Origin of the sequence: Paraburkholderia hospita (genome assembly GCF_002902965.1) — a bacterium.
GTDB lineage: Bacteria > Pseudomonadota > Gammaproteobacteria > Burkholderiales > Burkholderiaceae > Paraburkholderia > Paraburkholderia hospita.
Window position 1 is genome coordinate 2328801 of record NZ_CP026106.1, and the last position, 16500, is coordinate 2345300.

Below are 16500 nucleotides of genomic sequence, written 5' to 3' on the forward strand. Positions count from 1 at the left end.
GCGGCGCACTTCACGCGTTCATTAGAGCGCGATAGGCAAACCGCGTCATAGCACACAGGTAAAACGATGATCCGCGATCAGGAAACACTGTCCATTCTTCTCGACTCGCTGTCGCGCTTCGTGCGCGAGCGTCTCGTGCCCGCCGAAAACGAAGTCGCCGAAACGGATGAGATCCCCGCCGGCATCGTCGGCGAGATGCGTGAACTCGGTCTCTTTGGGCTGTCGATTCCCGAGGAATACGGCGGTCTCGGACTCACAATGGAAGAGGAAGTGCTCGCCGCGTTCGAGATCGCGAGGACCTCGCCTGCGTTCCGCTCGCTGATCGGCACGAACAACGGCATCGGCTCGCAGGGACTCATCATCGACGGCACCGATGAGCAGAAGCACTACTATCTGCCGAAGCTCGCGTCGGGTGAACTGATTGCGTCGTTCGCATTGACGGAGCCGGGCTCGGGTTCGGATGCCGCATCGCTGCGCACGACCGCTGTCCGCGACGGTGACCACTACGTGATCAACGGTACCAAGCGCTTCATTACCAACGCGCCCGAAGCGGGCATCTATACCGTGATGGCGCGCACCAACACTGAAATCAAAGGCGCGAGCGGCATCTCGGCGTTCATCGTCGAGAAAGGCACGCCCGGATTGTCGCTCGGCAAGATCGACAAAAAGATGGGCCAGAAAGGCGCGCATACCTGCGACGTGATCTTCGAGGACTGCCGCGTGCCTGCGGCGAACATCATCGGCGGCAAGGAAGGCGTCGGCTTCAAGACGGCGATGAAAGTGCTCGACAAGGGGCGCCTGCATATCTCGGCGATCTGCGTCGGCGCCGCCGAACGCATGCTCGACGATGCGCTGCGTTATGCGATGGAGCGCAAGCAGTTCGGCCAGCCGATCGCCGAGTTCCAGCTCGTGCAGGCCATGCTCGCCGACAGCCGCGCGGAAATCTACGCCGCGCGCTCGATGGTGCTCGATGCCGCGCGCCGCCGCGATGATAAACAGGACGTATCGACGGAAGCATCGTGCTGCAAGCTGTTCGCGTCGGAGATGTGCGGCCGCGTCGCGGATCGCGCGGTGCAGATTCATGGCGGCGCGGGTTATGTGTCCGAGTATGCCGTCGAGCGCTTCTATCGCGACGTGCGCCTGTTCCGCATCTACGAAGGCACGACGCAGATCCAGCAACTGGTGATCGCGCGCAACATGATTCGCGACGCGAGCCACTAGCCTGGATAGAACATTCGATCAAGGCGGGCAATGCAATCCCCTTGATCGAAGTCAACGCTTCACTTCCACACATCCTCGCTGGCATATTTCAGATTGCCAGAAAAATCATCCCGTCCTACACTGGGTTGTTGACGCAACGCAACAAGCACCGGATCACGCAACGTGCGTGTCCGATGTTCGCATTCATCAATGCGTCACACTTCTGCCATTTTTATCGCTGATCTTGATCGAAGCCGCGCCTCGTCGAGGCGCGTTGATGTCTCGCCCTGGTTTCAGGCCGTGCGACTCATTGCGACGATGCTCGCGCGTCGGGTAAGCGCTTCATGCGCGCATCGCGTGTGCATGTGAGCCTCGCGTGAGACCGCGGCGCCGACCCATTGAGGGAGCAGATGCGACCATGAATCAGTCTCAACCGAACGCCGCTACACCTGACACATTCGCGCCTTCGATGCCCTTCGCATCGATGCCGGGCAATCTGTTCGCGCAAGGCTACGCCTACGCCGTCGACACATGGCAGCGCAGCGTGCTGTTCGCCGACGTGATGCGCGAACGCGGCAATCAGTATCAGGCGCACATGCAGGAGCGCGTACCCAACGTGCTCGACTTCGGCACCGAGCTCATCGTCGATGGGCGTACGCTGCCGCGCCCCGTCAATTACGGGCTCGTGCGCATCGTCGCGCCGGATGATCTGAAGCCCGACCGCGACCTTGCGGAAGGACATGATCCCGGCCGCCTGCGTCCGTTCGTGGTCGTCGATCCACGCGCGGGACACGGGCCCGGCATCGGCGGCTTCAAGCGCGACAGCGAAATCGGCGCTGCGTTGCGCGCGGGTCATCCCTGCTATTTCATCGGCTTCCTGCCCGACCCCGTGCCAGGACAAACCGTCGAAGACGTGATGCACGCGGAAGCCGCGTTCCTCGAAAAAGTCATCGAACTGCACCCAAACAGCCCCGGCAAACCCGCCGTGATCGGCAATTGCCAGGCAGGCTGGCAAGTGCTGATGACGGCCTCGATGCGCCCCGACCTGTTCGGCCCGATCGTCGTCGCGGGCGCGCCCGTGTCGTACTGGGCCGGCTGGCGCGGCAAAAACCCGATGCGCTATTCGGGCGGCATGCTCGGTGGCTCGTGGCTGACGGCGCTCACCGGCGATCTCGGCGATGGCCGCTTCGACGGCGCGTGGCTTGTGCAGAACTTCGAGAACCTGAACCCGGCGAACACGCTGTGGACCAAGCAGTACAACCTGTACACGAGCATCGACACGGAAGGTCCGCGCTATCTCGGCTTCGAAAAGTATTGGGGCGGCCACGTGTTTTTGAACGCGGGCGAAATGCAGTACATCGTCGATAATCTGTTTGTCGGCAACCGCTTCGTCAGCGGCGAGATCGTGACGTCGGAAGGCGTGCGGCTCGATCTGCGCAATATCCGCTCGCCCATCGTCGTGTTCTGCTCGTATGGCGACAACATCACGCCGCCGCCGCAAGCGCTCGGCTGGATCACCGATCTCTATCGCGACGACGCCGATCTACTCGGCCACGACCAGACCATCGTCTACGCGACGCACGAAAGCATCGGCCATCTCGGCATCTTCGTGTCGAGCAGCACAGGGAAGAAAGAACATCGCGAGTTCGTCAGCAATATCGATCTGATCGACCTGCTGCCGTCGGGCCTGTACGAAGCGCACATGGGCGCGAAGACGGACGCGACGCCTTACGCGGAACTCACGCAAGGCCAGTATGTGCTGTCCATTTCTCCACGCACCATCGCCGACGTGCGCGAGATCGTGCAACCCGACCCCGAAAGCGACCGGCGCTTCGCCACGGCTGCGTATCTGTCGCGCGTCAATCTCGGCCTGTATCGCAGCTTCATGCAGCCGTGGGTGCGCGCATGCACGACGCCGTGGACAACGGATCTTTCGAGCAAGCTGCATCCGCTGCGCGTCACGTACGAACTGTGGTCCGATCGCAATCCGTTTGCGTCGTCCGTCGCGAAGGCGGCCGAAAGCGTGAAGGAAGCGCGCGCGCCCGTTGCAGCCGACAACCCGTTCCTGCAGATGCAGACGGCCATGTCGAATGCCGTCATCGCGTCGTTCGATCTCTATCGCGACATGCGCGACGCCGCCGTCGAGCAGATTTTCGAAACCGTTTATGGCGCGCCCTGGCTGCAAGCCTTCGCGGGCCTTCCGCCGCGTAGCGACAGCGAAGCAAACGCCGCGTTGACGGAACCCGGCGACACCGAAGAGCGCGAAGCGTCGATCGTCGCGGAACATGAACGTCTGCGCCACGACATGACGGAAGGCGGTCTGCTCGAAGCGAGCGTGCGCGCGCTGCTGTATGTGAAGCGCACGCATGGCGAAGCGGACGAGCGCCGCTTCAACCTCGCGCGCGAAATGCTGAGCAAGCTGTCGGATCAGGGCATTCTGGCGTTCAAGCATGTCGTGCGGGAACAGGCCGCGCTGCTGCGCCTCGATAGCGAGGCGGCGATCGACGCCTTGCCGGGCCTGCTCGCGAGCGCGCCGCCCGACAACATCCGCACCGCCGCGCGCGACATCGACAAGCTCAGCACGGTGCTCACGCTCGACGACCACGAGCGCGCCGATCTTGCACGCGTACTGACGATTTTCGAATCGGCGTCGAAGAAGAAAGCGTCGCGACGCGCGGAGCCCGCGCGCCAGCAGGTCGAATGACAGATGACATCCGCATGCGCGAGTGGACGGTCACAGTCCACCGCGCACGACAGGCACTCCGATCGCCTCACCTACGAGGGCACTGAAGATGGAACACAAGCGCGAGAAATACGAGCGTCTGGTCGCCTTTGCCGCCACGCTTCCGCCGACGCCTACGGCCGTCGCGCATCCTTGCGATCACGATTCGCTGTCGGCCGTCATCGAAGCCGCGCGGCTGAAACTGATCGCGCCGATACTGGTCGGCCCGCGCGCGAAAATCGAAGCGGCCGCGAAGGAAGGCAATCTCGATCTCGGCGATCTGCCCATCGTCGATGCGGCGCATAGCCATGCCGCTGCCGAATGCGCGGTGCAGCTCGTGCATGAAGGCCGTGCGCAGGCACTGATGAAAGGCTCGCTGCACACGGACGAGTTGATGGGCGCCGTGGTCGCGCGCGCCACCGGCCTGCGTACCGAGCGGCGCGTGAGCCACTGCTTCATCATGGACGTGCCGGGTCGGGCTGAAGCGCTCATCATCACCGACGCCGCCGTCAACATCACGCCCACGCTCGATGAAAAACGCGACATCGTGCAGAACGCAATCGACCTCGCGCATGCGCTGCGTTTTCCCGTTGTGCGCGTCGCGATCCTGTCGGCGATGGAAACCGTCAACTCCAAGGTCCCATCGACACTCGAAGCCGCCGCGCTGTGCAAGATGGCCGACCGCGGCCAGATCACGGGCGGCATACTCGACGGCCCGCTTGCGCTCGACAACGCGATCAACGAAGAAGCCGCGAAGATCAAGGGCATCGACTCGCCTGTCGCGGGTCATGCGAACGTGCTCGTCGTACCCGATCTCGAGGCAGGCAACATGCTCGCGAAGAGCCTGACGTTTCTCGCGGGCGCGGATGCCGCCGGCATCGTGCTCGGCGCGAAAGTGCCCATCATTCTCACGAGCCGCGCGGATTCCGTCATCACGCGGCTCGCTTCGTGTGCCGTTGCGTCGATGGTCGCGCTCGCGCGGCGCGAGCAACCCTCTTCCGCCATCGTTTGACACGTCTTGAGGGAGTGGCATGGACGTCATCCTCGTCATCAACGCGGGTTCGTCGAGCATCAAGTTTCATGCGTTCGAAGCGCAAGGCGCGCAGCTCGAACCCATTGCAGGCGGCAAGATCGAAGAGATCTACACGAACCCGCGCTTCACCGCGAAGCGGCAAAACGGCGAAGTCATCGAAGACAAACGCTGGCCCGAAGGCGAGCGGCTCGGGCACGACAACGCGACCGCATTTCTGCTCGACTGGCTGCGCAGCCATGGCGAAGGGCGCGCGACGCTGCTCGCGGTTGGCCATCGGGTCGTGCATGGCGGCGACAAGTATTCGAAGCCCGTGCGCGTCGATGCGCAGGTGATGCAGGATCTCGAAGCGCTCGTGCCGCTTGCGCCACTGCATCAGCCGCACAATCTCGCCGTCATCCGTTCGATCATGGCGCGCAATGCGCAGGTGCCGCAGATCGCATGCTTCGATACGGCGTTTCATCACACGCAGCCCGCTGTAGCAACGCGCTTTGCCTTGCCGCCTGATATTACGGAGCGCGGCGTGCGGCGCTATGGTTTTCACGGGCTGTCGTACGAATACATCGCGAGCGTCCTGCCGCAAATCGACGAGCGCGCCGCGAAGGGCAAAACCGTCGTGCTGCATCTGGGCAACGGCGCGAGCATGACGGCCTTCGACCAGTGCAAAAGCATCGCGAGCACGATGGGCTTCACGGCCGTCGAAGGACTCGTGATGGGCACGCGCTCGGGCAGCCTCGATCCCGGCGTCGTTCTGTGGATGCTCGAAGAAGCGGACATGGATGCGCGCGCGATCGAATCGCTGCTCTACAAGCGCTCTGGTCTGCTCGGCGTGTCCGGCATTTCCAGCGACATGCGCACGCTGCTCGCGAGCGACGATCCGAAAGCCGCCGAAGCCGTCGAACTGTTCTGCTATCGCATTTCGCGCGAACTCGGCTCGCTCGCGGCGGCGCTCGGCGGACTCGACGCGATCGTGTTCACTGCGGGCATCGGCGAACGCGCGGACCCGGTGCGCAAGCGCGTGGGCGAGCTGGCGGCGTGGCTCGGCGTCTCGCTCGATGAAGCGGCGAACCAGCGGCATGGTCCGCGCATCAGCAGTCCGACCAGCGCCGTCGACGTATGGGTGATTCCGACCAACGAAGAACTGATGATCGCCCGGCACGCGCTCGGCCGGCTGGAGGGGTAAGCATGGACACGTCAACGAGCCAGGTGATGGCGCAACACAAGGTGCTGGTCATCGGCATCGCAAACGAGCATTCGATCGCGTACGGCTGCGCGCGCGCATTCCGCGAGCTTGGCGCCGAACTCGCGATCACCTATCTGAATGAGAAGGCGAAGGCCTACGTCGAGCCGCTCGCGCAGGAACTCGGCGCGTCACTGCTGCTGCCGCTCGACGTGTCGAAGCCCGGGGAACTCGAAGCGGTGTTCGATGAGATCCGCGCGACGTGGGGACGGCTCGACGTCGCCGTGCATTCGATCGCGTTCGCGCCGAAGGCCGATCTGCAGGGCGGCCTGCTGAACAGTTCGGCGGAAGGCTTTTCGGTGGCGATGGACATTTCGTGTCATTCGTTCATCCGCATGGCGCGCCTCGCCGCGCCGCTGATGGACGAAGGCGGATCGCTGTTCGCAATGAGCTATCTGGGCGCGACGCGCGTCGTGCCGAACTACGATCTGATGGGGCCCGTGAAGGCCGCGCTCGAAGCGTCGTGCCGGTACCTGGCTCACGAACTCGGACCGAAGCGCATCCGCGTGCATCCCATTTCGCCGGGACCGCTGAAGACGCGCGCCGCGTCGGGACTGAAGGACTTCGATCTGCTGCTCGCCGAAGCGGCCGAGCGAGCGCCCATCGGCGAACTCGTCGACATCATGGACGTCGGCTACACCTGCGCGTTCCTCGCGACGCCCTACGCGCGCCGCATGACGGGCAACACGGTGTTCGTCGACGGCGGCGTGAGCATCATCGGCTGACCGGTACAAAAATGAAACTGTTGATCAGCGGTCTGCCGCAAAAAGCCTCGCTCGATGAAGTGAAAGCGCTCGTGTTCCGCTATTCGCACGCGGACTGCCGCGATATCGAACTGGTCGGCGAAGCTGACGAGCACCCCGCCGCACTCATCGCCATCAAGGGCGCCAACTGGACGACGCTGAACTATATACGGCGACGCCTGCATGGCATGTACTGGCATCGCTGCCGGCTGTCGGTGCAGGTGCTGTCGTTCTGGGACGTCAGCGAAGCGGCCGAGGCGCGCCGCCAGACACGGACCGCGTTGCCGGGGCCCGTCTAGATAGCGGATTCAGACCGCGGGCGGATTGGTCGTCGAAAAGCTATAACGCGCGACACGCCAGATGCCGTCCGGCCCGCGATGCAGGATGAACAACTCCTGGTTGGCTTCGGGCTGCGTCGAGCGCTTACCCGTCAGCGTTTCGATCGTACCTGTCGAATGCGTGCGTGCGAACGCCCAGTCGCGCGACAGCGGCTTGATCTCATCGATCGAAAAGCGCACGTTCAGCCTGACAGCGCCGAAGGCGTGCGTGTACGCGTTGCGCACGCCTTCACGCCCTACTGCCGGCGGCGCGTTCTGTGCCATGACAACGGGTGCGTCGTCGTAGAGGCTCATGATCGCGTCGGTGTCCGACGAGTTCAACCCCTGCTCGTAACGATGCAGTTGTTGCGTGATAGCGCGGTCCGTGTTGCTCAAGGGCGCGGCAAACGCAACGTCCGGTAGCGCAACGCTAGCCGCAAACAGCACGGGAAAGAACAATGTTCTGAATAGCATGGTGACGGTCCTCTCGCGTGCCGCGTTCATAGCCGCACCACGATCTTGCCGAGCGCGCGGTTGCTCTCGATCAGACGATGCGCGTCCTGCAGTTCGTCGAATGCAAAAGCCTGTACGAGGTGGGACGGGATACGCCGGTTTTCCACATCGAGTGCGAGCGACTTCAGCGGCGTGCTGGTGAGCGGCAAAGCCTCCGTGCCGAACAGCTGGCTCGGAAAGAAGCTCAGTCGCGCGGCAGGCGGCAGATCGGCTATCAGATTGAACTGATCGAGCACGGGCGGGCCGCCGAGCATGCCGATCACCGTGATCGCGCCGAACGGGCGCACCGTTTTCATGGTGTCGCGAAGCGTCGCGGCGCCGACGATTTCGAGCGCGGCGTCGATGCCGGCCGGTTGCGCGTCGAGAACCTGTTCTGCAATCGCCCCGTCGTCGATGATGACCGCGTCGGCGCCTGCGCGATACAGCCGCTCGACGTGCTCCGTGGAGCGGGTCGAAGCGAGCACGCGCGCGCCCGATGCCTTCGCATACGTAACGGCAGCAAGGCCGACCGACGATGTGGCGCCCCGCACCAACAGCGTTTGCCCCGCTTCGATCTTCAGGCTTTTGCGCAGTGCGCCCCAGGCGGTCAGATACGCTTGCGGCAGCGCGGCCAGTTCTTGCCACGGCAACGCGGTGCCCTGGAGCGACACGACGTTACGCGCGAGCACGGTGACTTCCTCCGCATAGCTGCCCGCCCGCGTGAACTGCAGCCCACCCATCGCGGTTGCAACCCGCTCGCCGACACGAAACGCGCCGGACGGATCTTCGAGTATTTCGCCGACTGCTTCGATGCCGGGCACACGCGGCGCGTCGATCGGTCCGAGTTTGCCGGCGCGCAGATACGCTTCAGCGCGGTTGATACCGAAGGCACGCACGCGAACGCGCACTTCGTCGAACTTCGGCGCGACAGACGGCACGTCGCGCAGCTCGAGCACTTCCGGGCCACCGGCCCGTTCGATCACATAGGCTTTCATAATGGACTCCTTATTAATTGGGTAATTGTTCTGCTTTCATCTGAACGCGCCGGTATCAGGCGAACAGCAATACGTCGGCAACGGGCCTGCGTGGCTTTTGCGGCCAGTTGCCCGGTGCGGGATAGCCAACGGTAACGAGCATCGCGGGCAAGTCGGTCGACGCGAGTCCGAACTCGCGCGCGACACCGGCCGGATCGAAGCCGATCATCGGGCCGGACGCGAGTCCCTTCCCCTGCGCCGCGAGCATCAACGTCATCGCGGCAAGCGACGCCGAGCGGATCGCCTCGTCGCGCTGGAGCGCCGGGTTGTCCTGATACATCGAGCGCGCGGCGCCGACCCAACCGTCGCGGGTCGCGTCATCGATCAGCCCGGCGCTCACAGACGGCTGAAGCGCAACCGGCAGCGTCCGATGCGGTTCGAGCGTGCCGCAAACGATGAACGTGACCGCCGCGTCGACGACCTTCTGTTGGCCATACGCGTGCGGCAACAGACGCGCCTTCGCGTCGGCAGTGCGAACCGCGACAAATTTCCAGTTCTGCAGGTTGAACGCCGAAGGCGCCTTCGTCGCGAGGCGAATCAGGTCTTCGATTTCGTGGTCGGCCAGAAGGCGCGCGGCATCGAAATGGTTTGCAGAGATGCGTGATTCGATGTGGCTTTCAACCGGGTTCTCAACGGTAGACATCTTGTTCTCCTTGTTGATTGGGACGATGTGATGCTACTTTGGCCTATCGGAATGAAAACCGGAACCCGCAAAACTGATACGCCTCCTCTCAAATATGGAAGGACGAACAATGGATCTGAACGCGGTCGAAATGTTCGTCAACGTCGTGCAGACGGGGAGTCTGTCGGCGGCGGCGCAGCGGCTCGGCATTCCGCTGCCCACACTCAGCCGCAAGATGCGCGAACTGGAGCAGCAACTGTCCGTGCAACTGCTGGAACGCACGACGCGCGGCACGCAGCTGACGGACGCCGGCACGCGGCTGTACGAGCACGCAAGCCGTGGCATCGAGTCGCTCGTCGACGCGCGGGAGGCCGTGCTCAGTTCGCAAGCGCAATTGAAGGGTTATCTGCGGCTGTCGCTGCCGCCGTCGTTCGAACCGTGGTGGACGGTGCTCGACGCGTTCCAGCAGCGCTATCCGGGCATTCGCGTGTTCGTCTACTCGACCGAGCGCCGCGTCGATCTGACAGCTGACGGAATCGATGTCGCGCTGCGCGTCGGCGCGATCGACCACGAGTTGATGGTCGCGCGCAAGATACTCGCGTACCGGCACGTGCTGGTCGCAAGCCGGGCGCTCGTCGAGCGGCTCGGTCCGCCCGTCACACCGGACGACCTCGATCGCTATCCTTGCGCGGCGTGGATGCAGAACAGCTACGCGCGGCCGCTATGGCGGCTCGGCAACGCGACATTCCAGCCGAAGCCGCTCATATCGACGAATGACTACGCGCATTTGCGGTTTCGCGTGCTGGGCGGCGAAGCCGCGACGGAACTGCCGCCGTACCTGATCGCCGACGATGTGAAAGCAGGCCATGTCGTCGCGCTGCTGCCCGATTACCCGTTGCCCTTGCAGGAGATCAATCTGCTGTATCCGTCGCACCGGCATCCGTCGTCGATCGTTCGCGCGTATCTCGCTTTCTGTCAGGAACGCCTGGGCGGCGACGACGCGGGCGATGGCTCGTTCCCTTGACGTTGTACTTCTGCACACCGCGCGCGTTGCCCGCTGACGCCGTTGCCGTTATGTCATAACATGATGGATCTCGCAGCGCGGCTGCCGGCCACGGCCTACGCCCATCCTGTCCAGTTACCGGTTCGAAAGAAACACGTTGTCGAAATGAACGATGCGTCGCATAAGATAGGTTCTATCTCTTCGTCGTCTAAAGCTTCCGCCGTGACCACACCGTCTACCCTTCCCGAGCCGGAACGCGCGCAGGACACCACCTGCGTCGCGAAGGATGCCGCGAAGCACGGCGGCACGCCGTGGGCGATGTTCGCGCTGTCGGCCGTCGGGCTGCTGGTCGGCGCGTTCGCGGTGATCGGGCCCGAGCATGTGTCCGTGGCCGTCGCCAAGACGCTACTGACGGTCGGCTGCCTGCTGGTCGCGGCGCTCGCGGGCATTGTCGCGTCCGATCTGTCGCGCAATCGGCGGTGATGGGCATGCACCAGCACGGGGCATCAGCAGTTGCATAAAACTGGTGCACCGCACCACCTTTTCTGCTACACTTGCAGATTCACTTTTCAGCACGCGTCGAATTGCGTCCTAACTGGAAGGCACTGCGCCGGAGTCGGGTGAACGTGCTGGCATGCCAGCACATCGCCAGTGACTTCGAGCACACCGTTCCGCGTCAATCGATTCGTGCAACACCCCGCCCACACCTCACGATCCGACAGGTTGCCCGCCTGCCGCGCGTGTTTGCGCGGGGATGCGAAACAGCCTGCCGAGGAGAACGTATTGGCAAAGCTTGACCGGGACAATTCCCAGTTCGAAACCACCGCACCGAAGGCGCCCAAGCGCGCAGCAAAAGCGAAGGCGCAACCCGCCGCCGCGCCGCTAGATGCGGCCTTGCTGGAATCCCTCGTCGAAGAGCGTCAACGTCAGATGCGCGCGCTGATCGCGCTGGGCCGCGAACGCGGCTATTTGACGCACGCCGACATCAACGACCACTTGCCCGACAATTTCACCGAAACAGCCGCGATGGAAACCATCGTCAGCACGTTCGGCGAAATGGGCGTGTCCGTGTACGAAACGGCGCCCGACGCGGAAACGCTGCTTCTGAACGACGGCCCGTCGGCTGCCGCATCGGACGATCAGGCCGATGAGGAAGCGGAAGTCGCGCTGTCCACGGTTGACTCCGAATTCGGCCGCACGACCGACCCGGTCCGCATGTATATGCGTGAAATGGGTGCGAGCGAGCTGCTCACGCGCGCCGGCGAAATCGAAATCGCCAAGCGCATCGAAGGCGGCCTGCAGGACATGGTGCAAGCCATCGCAATGTGCCCGTCGATCATCTCGACGATTCTCGCGGACGTGGACCGCGTCGTCGCGGGTGAAATCCGCATCGACGAACTGGTCGACGGCATCAGCGACACGAGCGAAGCCGCCGAACTCGACGAGGAAGCAGCGGACGCCGCTGCGGAAGAAGAGCTGGAAGCGAGCGCCTCGGACGAAGATTCGGACGAAGACGACGGCGACCTGTCGGATGACGGCGGCGAAAAAGCCAACGCCGCGCGCCTCGAGCAACTGACGGTCGACAGCCTCGCGATCTTCGGGCGCGTGCGCGACCTCTTCGCCAGCGTGCCCGACATGCCCGTCACGGACAAGCGCCGCGCGACGGCCATCGCGAACCTGCGCGAGTCGATCCAGCAGGAACTCACGCCGATCCGCTTCACGGCCAAGACCATCGACCGCCTGTGCGCGGAAGTGCAGGCGCAGGTCGCGCAGGTTCGCGCGATCGAACGCCACATCCTGCAGATCGCCGTGGACCGCTGCGACATGCCGCGCGAAGCGTTCGTCGAATCGTTCCCGGGCAACGAAACCGATCTCGACTGGACGATGCGCATCGCCGCGAAGTCGAAGTCGTACGGTCCGGCGCTCGAGCGTCACCTGCCTGCCATCCAGTCGGAACAGCAGAAGCTGGTTGACATCGAAGCGTCGATCGCGCTGCCGCTGCAACAGCTCAAGCAGATCAACAAGCAGCTTGGCTCGGCGGAAGGCAAGATGCGCCAGGCCAAGCGCGAGATGATCGAAGCGAACCTGCGTCTCGTCATTTCGATCGCGAAGAAGTACGTCAACCGTGGCATGCACTTCCTCGACCTGATCCAGGAAGGCAACATCGGCCTGATGAAGGCAGTGGACAAGTTCGAATACCGTCGCGGCTGGAAGTTCTCGACGTACGCAACGTGGTGGGTCCGTCAGGCCATCACGCGCGCGATCGCCGATCAGGCACGCACCATTCGTGTGCCCGTTCACATGATCGAATCGATCAACAAGCTGAACCGCATCCAGCGCGAGATCGTCCAGCAGACGGGTCAGGAGCCGCATCCGTCGGTGCTCGCCGAGCGCATGGACATGCCCGAAGCGAAGATCCGCAGCATCCTGAAGATCGCGAAGAATCCGGCCTCGCTGGATTCGCCTGTGGGTGAAGATGCCGACACGACGCTCGGCGACATGATCGAAGACACGTCCGCGACGTCGCCCGCCGACGCCGCCGTGCACGCGAACATGCGCCGCGCGATCGACGAAGCGCTCGACGCCCTCACGCCGCGTGAAGCGAAGGTGCTGCGCATGCGCTACGGCATCGACACGGCCTCGGAACTGACGCTTGAAGAAGTGGGTCGCCAGTTCGACGTGACGCGCGAGCGTATCCGCCAGATCGAAGGCAAGGCGATCCGCAAGCTCAATCACCCGAGCCGCGCGGACAAGCTGCGCCCGTTCCTCGAACGCAGCTGATCGCTATCGCCGCCGCCTGATAAGGGCGCGGCAGAGCCTCAAACGAAACGCGGCAGCCCAAAGGCTGCCGCGTTTTTTTATGCTTGCGGTTCGCTCGAACTCGATACGAACCGCATGACACGCTTAGTGATGCTCGCTGTATTCCTTGCGAGCGATCGGCGTTGCGCGAACCTTCGTGTACTGGAACGCCGGAATGGCCTTCACAGCGTCCTTGGTCGCGCCTGCCCACACCAGCTTGCCGCCCGTAAAGTCGATCTGCGAGAACGGCACGGCGACGTCATGCTGCGACACACCGAGGAACTGATGCGCGGCGACGATCGCGAACGAAGCAGCGTTGTCCGGCGCAATGATGATGTCGTGCAGCACGCCGACCTTCTGGCCCTGCTCGTTGTAGATCGGCTTGCCAAGCAGGCTCTTCTTCGCGCTCCAGCCGTTGACGATGATCGATTCCTGCTCGACGCTCACGCCAATGGTCTGCGAGCCTGCCACTTGCGCGCTTGCCTGGCCTGCCATCAAGCCGAACGTCGATGCCGCGATCAGAACCGCTGCCCACTTTGCCTTCATAGCTTATTCTCCGTTGTGAAATGTTGCGATGGACTGCCGCTGCTGTAAGAGGAAGCGTAATACCTTACCGCATCAGAAAGAAAAAGTCGCAGAAGGGTACGTAGGTTTTTTCCGAGAATGCGTGCGCCCTTTCCGACATGCACGGCGACGCGCATCGCATCGATATGCGCCGCTACTTCCCAAGCCGCAGTCCTTTACCGATCACCGTGCCGTCTTTCTGGTTCACCAGCCAGACGGCCTGAACGTTCGCGTGCAGTGTCGAGGTGCGGCGCGTGATGTCGGTGGGTTCTTCGTCGGCGGGATCGCTGTGCTCTCGCATCTCCGTCAGATACGGCGGTTCGAGCGTGCAGACGAGCACGATCGCGAAGCTGTCGCCGGTCTGCTCGAAGGCTGCTTGCGGGACGGTCAGACGCCCGCGCGCCGCCGTCTTCGTCTTGCCTTCCGTCGCCAGTTCGATCGAATCGATCTTCTGGATAAAGCCCTTGGCCTTCGCATCGGGCGCGATCACGAGGCCGCGCCCGCTCGGGCCGACGATGCTCTGGTAGAGCTGGATCGCGTCGGGATGCTCGTCGCTCGCAAGCGGCACATTCACACTTAGCACATGCGTATTCGACCGATACAGAATGCCGCGCGGCGCCGGAATCATGAACAGGAAAGTGCGCTGCCCGTTTTCGGCCGCCTCGGCATGACCGCGCACGATGCGGTCGTAGGGTTCGCGCGCGAACTTGCGGATGCGAGTGGTCAGCGAATCCGTCGCGGCCGGGGGCATCTGGCTCGCGAGCATGTCGCGCACCTTGACGGGGTCGTCGGCGGTGAAGCGGTCGGGCGTTGCCGGGGCGCTTGCCTCATGAGCCACGTTGCCCTTGGGCGCGGCCGGCGTGGCGTTCGCCGTGCCGGCGCACAACGCCAGCGCGACACACAGCATTGGCAGCACGCGATTGCCCGAAGCAACCGTGCGATTCAGAAATTGCACAACATCCTCTCCGTTGAAAATGGCGCTATCGGTGCGCCTCGCTGCGTTGAACGCAATCCATTTCAGCACGCATTCTAAGCGTATTCGATCAACGGGATATGGCATGCACGCATTTGCCCGAATGCGTTGGCGCAAAAAAAGCCAGGTGCGCAAACACCTGGCGTACATCGACATCGAACTGCACGGCGCGCGAAGCGCCTTCGTTCTTCCTGGTTATCTCATTGCGAGCACGCTGCTCACCAGTTGGCTCCACCAGGCGGGCAGGTTCTTGTACAGATTCGGCAAGCCCGTCGATGTGACGAACACACTGCCCGCGCCATGCTTCGCCGCGTACGGCACGATGCCCGGCATCTGCGCCTCCGTCGCGCCGTACAGCATGCGCACGAAACGCTTCGCGACGCCCAGTTGCCCGCCTTCAGGCTTTATTGTGGAACTTCAAATAGGGAGAGAATGCAGAGATATTTTCGATGAATTTTGTGATCCTGATTATTTGAACGTTTGTGAATGGCGATAACACGATTCGCAAACGTTGCCTTTTCCATATTCACGACACTGCGGCCGCGGAAAAATTATTGCGCGCTCGAACCGAGCAGCCCGCGCGCCGCGAGATTTGCGTAGAGCGCGCGCACGCCGAACGTCCACGGCGTGATCTCCGTGCACAGTTGTACCGTGTTGCGCAACGCGCCGAGTTGCGGCGTCGAGATCGTCACGATATCGCCCAGGTGATGCGTGAAGCCGCCGCCTTTCGCGTCGCGGTCCTTGATCGGCGAAAACATCGTGCCGAGGAACAGCATGAAGCCATCCGGATACTGATGATGCTTGCCGCAAGTCTGCGCGACGAGATCGGCGGGATCGCGGCTGATCTCCGACATATGGCTCACGCCTTCGAGCAGAAAGCCATCGTCGACGCCTTCGACGCGCAGCGACACGCTCGTGCGCCGTACGGTATCCAGCGTGAAGTCGCCGTCGAAGAGCCGCACGAACGGTCCGATCGAACACGAGCCGTTGTTGTCCTTGCACTTGCCGAGCAGCAACGCCGATCGCCCTTCGATATCGCGCAAGTTCACATCGTTGCCGAGCGTCGCACCGACGATCACGGCCTTGCTGTTGACGGCCAGCACGATCTCCGGCTCAGGGTTGTTCCATGTCGATGCCGCGAGCAGGCCGACATCCGCGCCGAAGCCCACGGACGACATCGGCTGCGACTTCGAAAACACTTCCGCGTCGGGGCCGATGCCGACTTCCATGTATTGCGACCACGCGCCGCGCCGCTCGAGTTCCGCCTTCAGACGCGCCGCCGCTTCCGAGCCCGGCTTGATTTTCGACAGGTCGGTGCCGATCACCGTTGCAATCGTCTGCCGCACTTCTTCGGCCTTCGCGGGATCGCCGCCCGCCTGCTCTTCGATCACGCGCTCGATCAGGCTCACGGCGAACGTGACGCCGCATGCCTTGATCGGTTGCACGTCGCAGGGCGCGAGCAGTTGCAGGTTCGCCGACGCATCGTTCGCGAGACTCGCGGCGATCAGTTCGGCTGCGCTGCCGAGCCGTTCGCCGGGCGCATTGCGTGCGATCTCGACGGCATCGTCGCGTTCGAACAGATCGGCCGTGGTCGGCGCGCTCGATGTGATGTCGAACACGTCGCCATTGCGCACGGCCACGACGCTCGGCCCTTCATGACGGTCCGTCTTGCGCCACACGCGGCCAATCAGCAGCGCGCGGTCGAGATCGTCGGGAAGATAGTTCGTTTCGTTCGATGCAGTCATGAAGCGAGTCTCCAAT

At 63.2% G+C, this 16500-nt stretch carries 16 protein-coding genes; 9 read left to right on the plus strand and 7 right to left on the minus strand.

Annotated elements, in window-relative coordinates:
- The first annotated feature begins 66 nt into the window (after positions 1-66).
- From C2L64_RS28840 to C2L64_RS28870, 6 genes are all read left to right on the plus strand, one after another.
- The gene (locus C2L64_RS28840) at positions 67-1221 is read left to right on the plus strand and encodes an acyl-CoA dehydrogenase family protein (protein ID WP_007586064.1); all 1155 of its coding nucleotides are present in this window, start codon (positions 67-69) and stop codon (positions 1219-1221) included.
- Positions 1222-1618: 397 nt separating this feature from the next.
- Positions 1619-3904 (plus strand): DUF3141 domain-containing protein, encoded by a 2286-nt coding sequence (locus C2L64_RS28850; RefSeq protein WP_007586066.1) that lies wholly within the window; start codon positions 1619-1621, stop codon positions 3902-3904.
- An 88-nt stretch (positions 3905-3992) separates the two neighbouring features.
- Positions 3993-4934 carry a phosphate acetyltransferase gene (locus C2L64_RS28855; protein WP_007586067.1) on the plus strand — a complete coding sequence of 314 codons (942 nt, stop codon included), beginning with the start codon at positions 3993-3995 and terminating at the stop codon, positions 4932-4934.
- Positions 4935-4953: 19 nt separating this feature from the next.
- Positions 4954-6135, plus strand: coding sequence for an acetate/propionate family kinase (locus C2L64_RS28860; protein WP_007586069.1), 1182 nt, complete (start codon positions 4954-4956; stop codon positions 6133-6135).
- 2 nt (positions 6136-6137) lie between these two features.
- Positions 6138-6917 carry an enoyl-ACP reductase FabI gene (gene fabI / locus C2L64_RS28865; RefSeq protein WP_007586070.1) on the plus strand — a complete coding sequence of 260 codons (780 nt, stop codon included), beginning with the start codon at positions 6138-6140 and terminating at the stop codon, positions 6915-6917.
- A gap of 11 nt (positions 6918-6928) precedes the next feature.
- Positions 6929-7234, plus strand: coding sequence for a hypothetical protein (locus tag C2L64_RS28870; protein ID WP_007586072.1), 306 nt, complete (start codon positions 6929-6931; stop codon positions 7232-7234).
- A gap of 9 nt (positions 7235-7243) precedes the next feature.
- Here the strand turns inward: C2L64_RS28870 and C2L64_RS28875 are convergent, their stop codons facing one another.
- From C2L64_RS28875 to C2L64_RS28885, 3 genes are read right to left on the minus strand one after another with little or no spacing between them, the layout of a single operon-like run.
- Entirely contained in the window at positions 7244-7726 is a 483-nt protein-coding gene (locus C2L64_RS28875; protein WP_039901091.1) for a YybH family protein, read from the minus strand.
- A 26-nt stretch (positions 7727-7752) separates the two neighbouring features.
- Entirely contained in the window at positions 7753-8739 is a 987-nt protein-coding gene (locus C2L64_RS28880) for a zinc-binding dehydrogenase (RefSeq protein ID WP_007586081.1), read from the minus strand.
- A 55-nt stretch (positions 8740-8794) separates the two neighbouring features.
- Positions 8795-9421, minus strand: coding sequence for a nitroreductase family protein (locus C2L64_RS28885; RefSeq protein WP_007586083.1), 627 nt, complete (start codon positions 9419-9421; stop codon positions 8795-8797).
- A gap of 109 nt (positions 9422-9530) precedes the next feature.
- Here C2L64_RS28885 and C2L64_RS28890 point away from each other — a divergent pair, with 109 nt between their 5' ends.
- From C2L64_RS28890 to rpoD, 3 genes are all read left to right on the plus strand, one after another.
- Complete coding sequence (locus tag C2L64_RS28890; RefSeq protein WP_007586085.1) at positions 9531-10424, plus strand: LysR family transcriptional regulator; 894 nt, start codon at positions 9531-9533, stop codon at positions 10422-10424.
- 201 nt (positions 10425-10625) lie between these two features.
- Complete coding sequence (locus C2L64_RS28895; RefSeq protein ID WP_236674208.1) at positions 10626-10886, plus strand: hypothetical protein; 261 nt, start codon at positions 10626-10628, stop codon at positions 10884-10886.
- Positions 10887-11186: 300 nt separating this feature from the next.
- A complete protein-coding gene (gene rpoD, locus C2L64_RS28900) occupies positions 11187-13184 on the plus strand; it encodes an RNA polymerase sigma factor RpoD (RefSeq protein WP_007586088.1) in 1998 nt (665 codons plus the stop codon).
- A 123-nt stretch (positions 13185-13307) separates the two neighbouring features.
- Here the strand turns inward: rpoD and C2L64_RS28905 are convergent, their stop codons facing one another.
- The 4 genes from C2L64_RS28905 to C2L64_RS28915 form a co-directional block, all read right to left on the minus strand.
- On the minus strand, positions 13308-13748 hold the full coding sequence (locus tag C2L64_RS28905; RefSeq protein WP_007586089.1) for a PRC-barrel domain-containing protein: 441 nt from the start codon (positions 13746-13748) through the stop codon (positions 13308-13310).
- A 172-nt stretch (positions 13749-13920) separates the two neighbouring features.
- The gene (locus C2L64_RS28910) at positions 13921-14721 is read right to left on the minus strand and encodes a hypothetical protein (RefSeq protein WP_238554708.1); all 801 of its coding nucleotides are present in this window, start codon (positions 14719-14721) and stop codon (positions 13921-13923) included.
- Between the two features lie 213 nt (positions 14722-14934).
- Entirely contained in the window at positions 14935-15105 is a 171-nt protein-coding gene (locus tag C2L64_RS53440; protein ID WP_158660541.1) for a hypothetical protein, read from the minus strand.
- A gap of 185 nt (positions 15106-15290) precedes the next feature.
- Positions 15291-16484, minus strand: coding sequence for a fumarylacetoacetate hydrolase family protein (locus tag C2L64_RS28915; RefSeq protein WP_007586092.1), 1194 nt, complete (start codon positions 16482-16484; stop codon positions 15291-15293).
- Positions 16485-16500 lie beyond the last annotated feature (16 nt).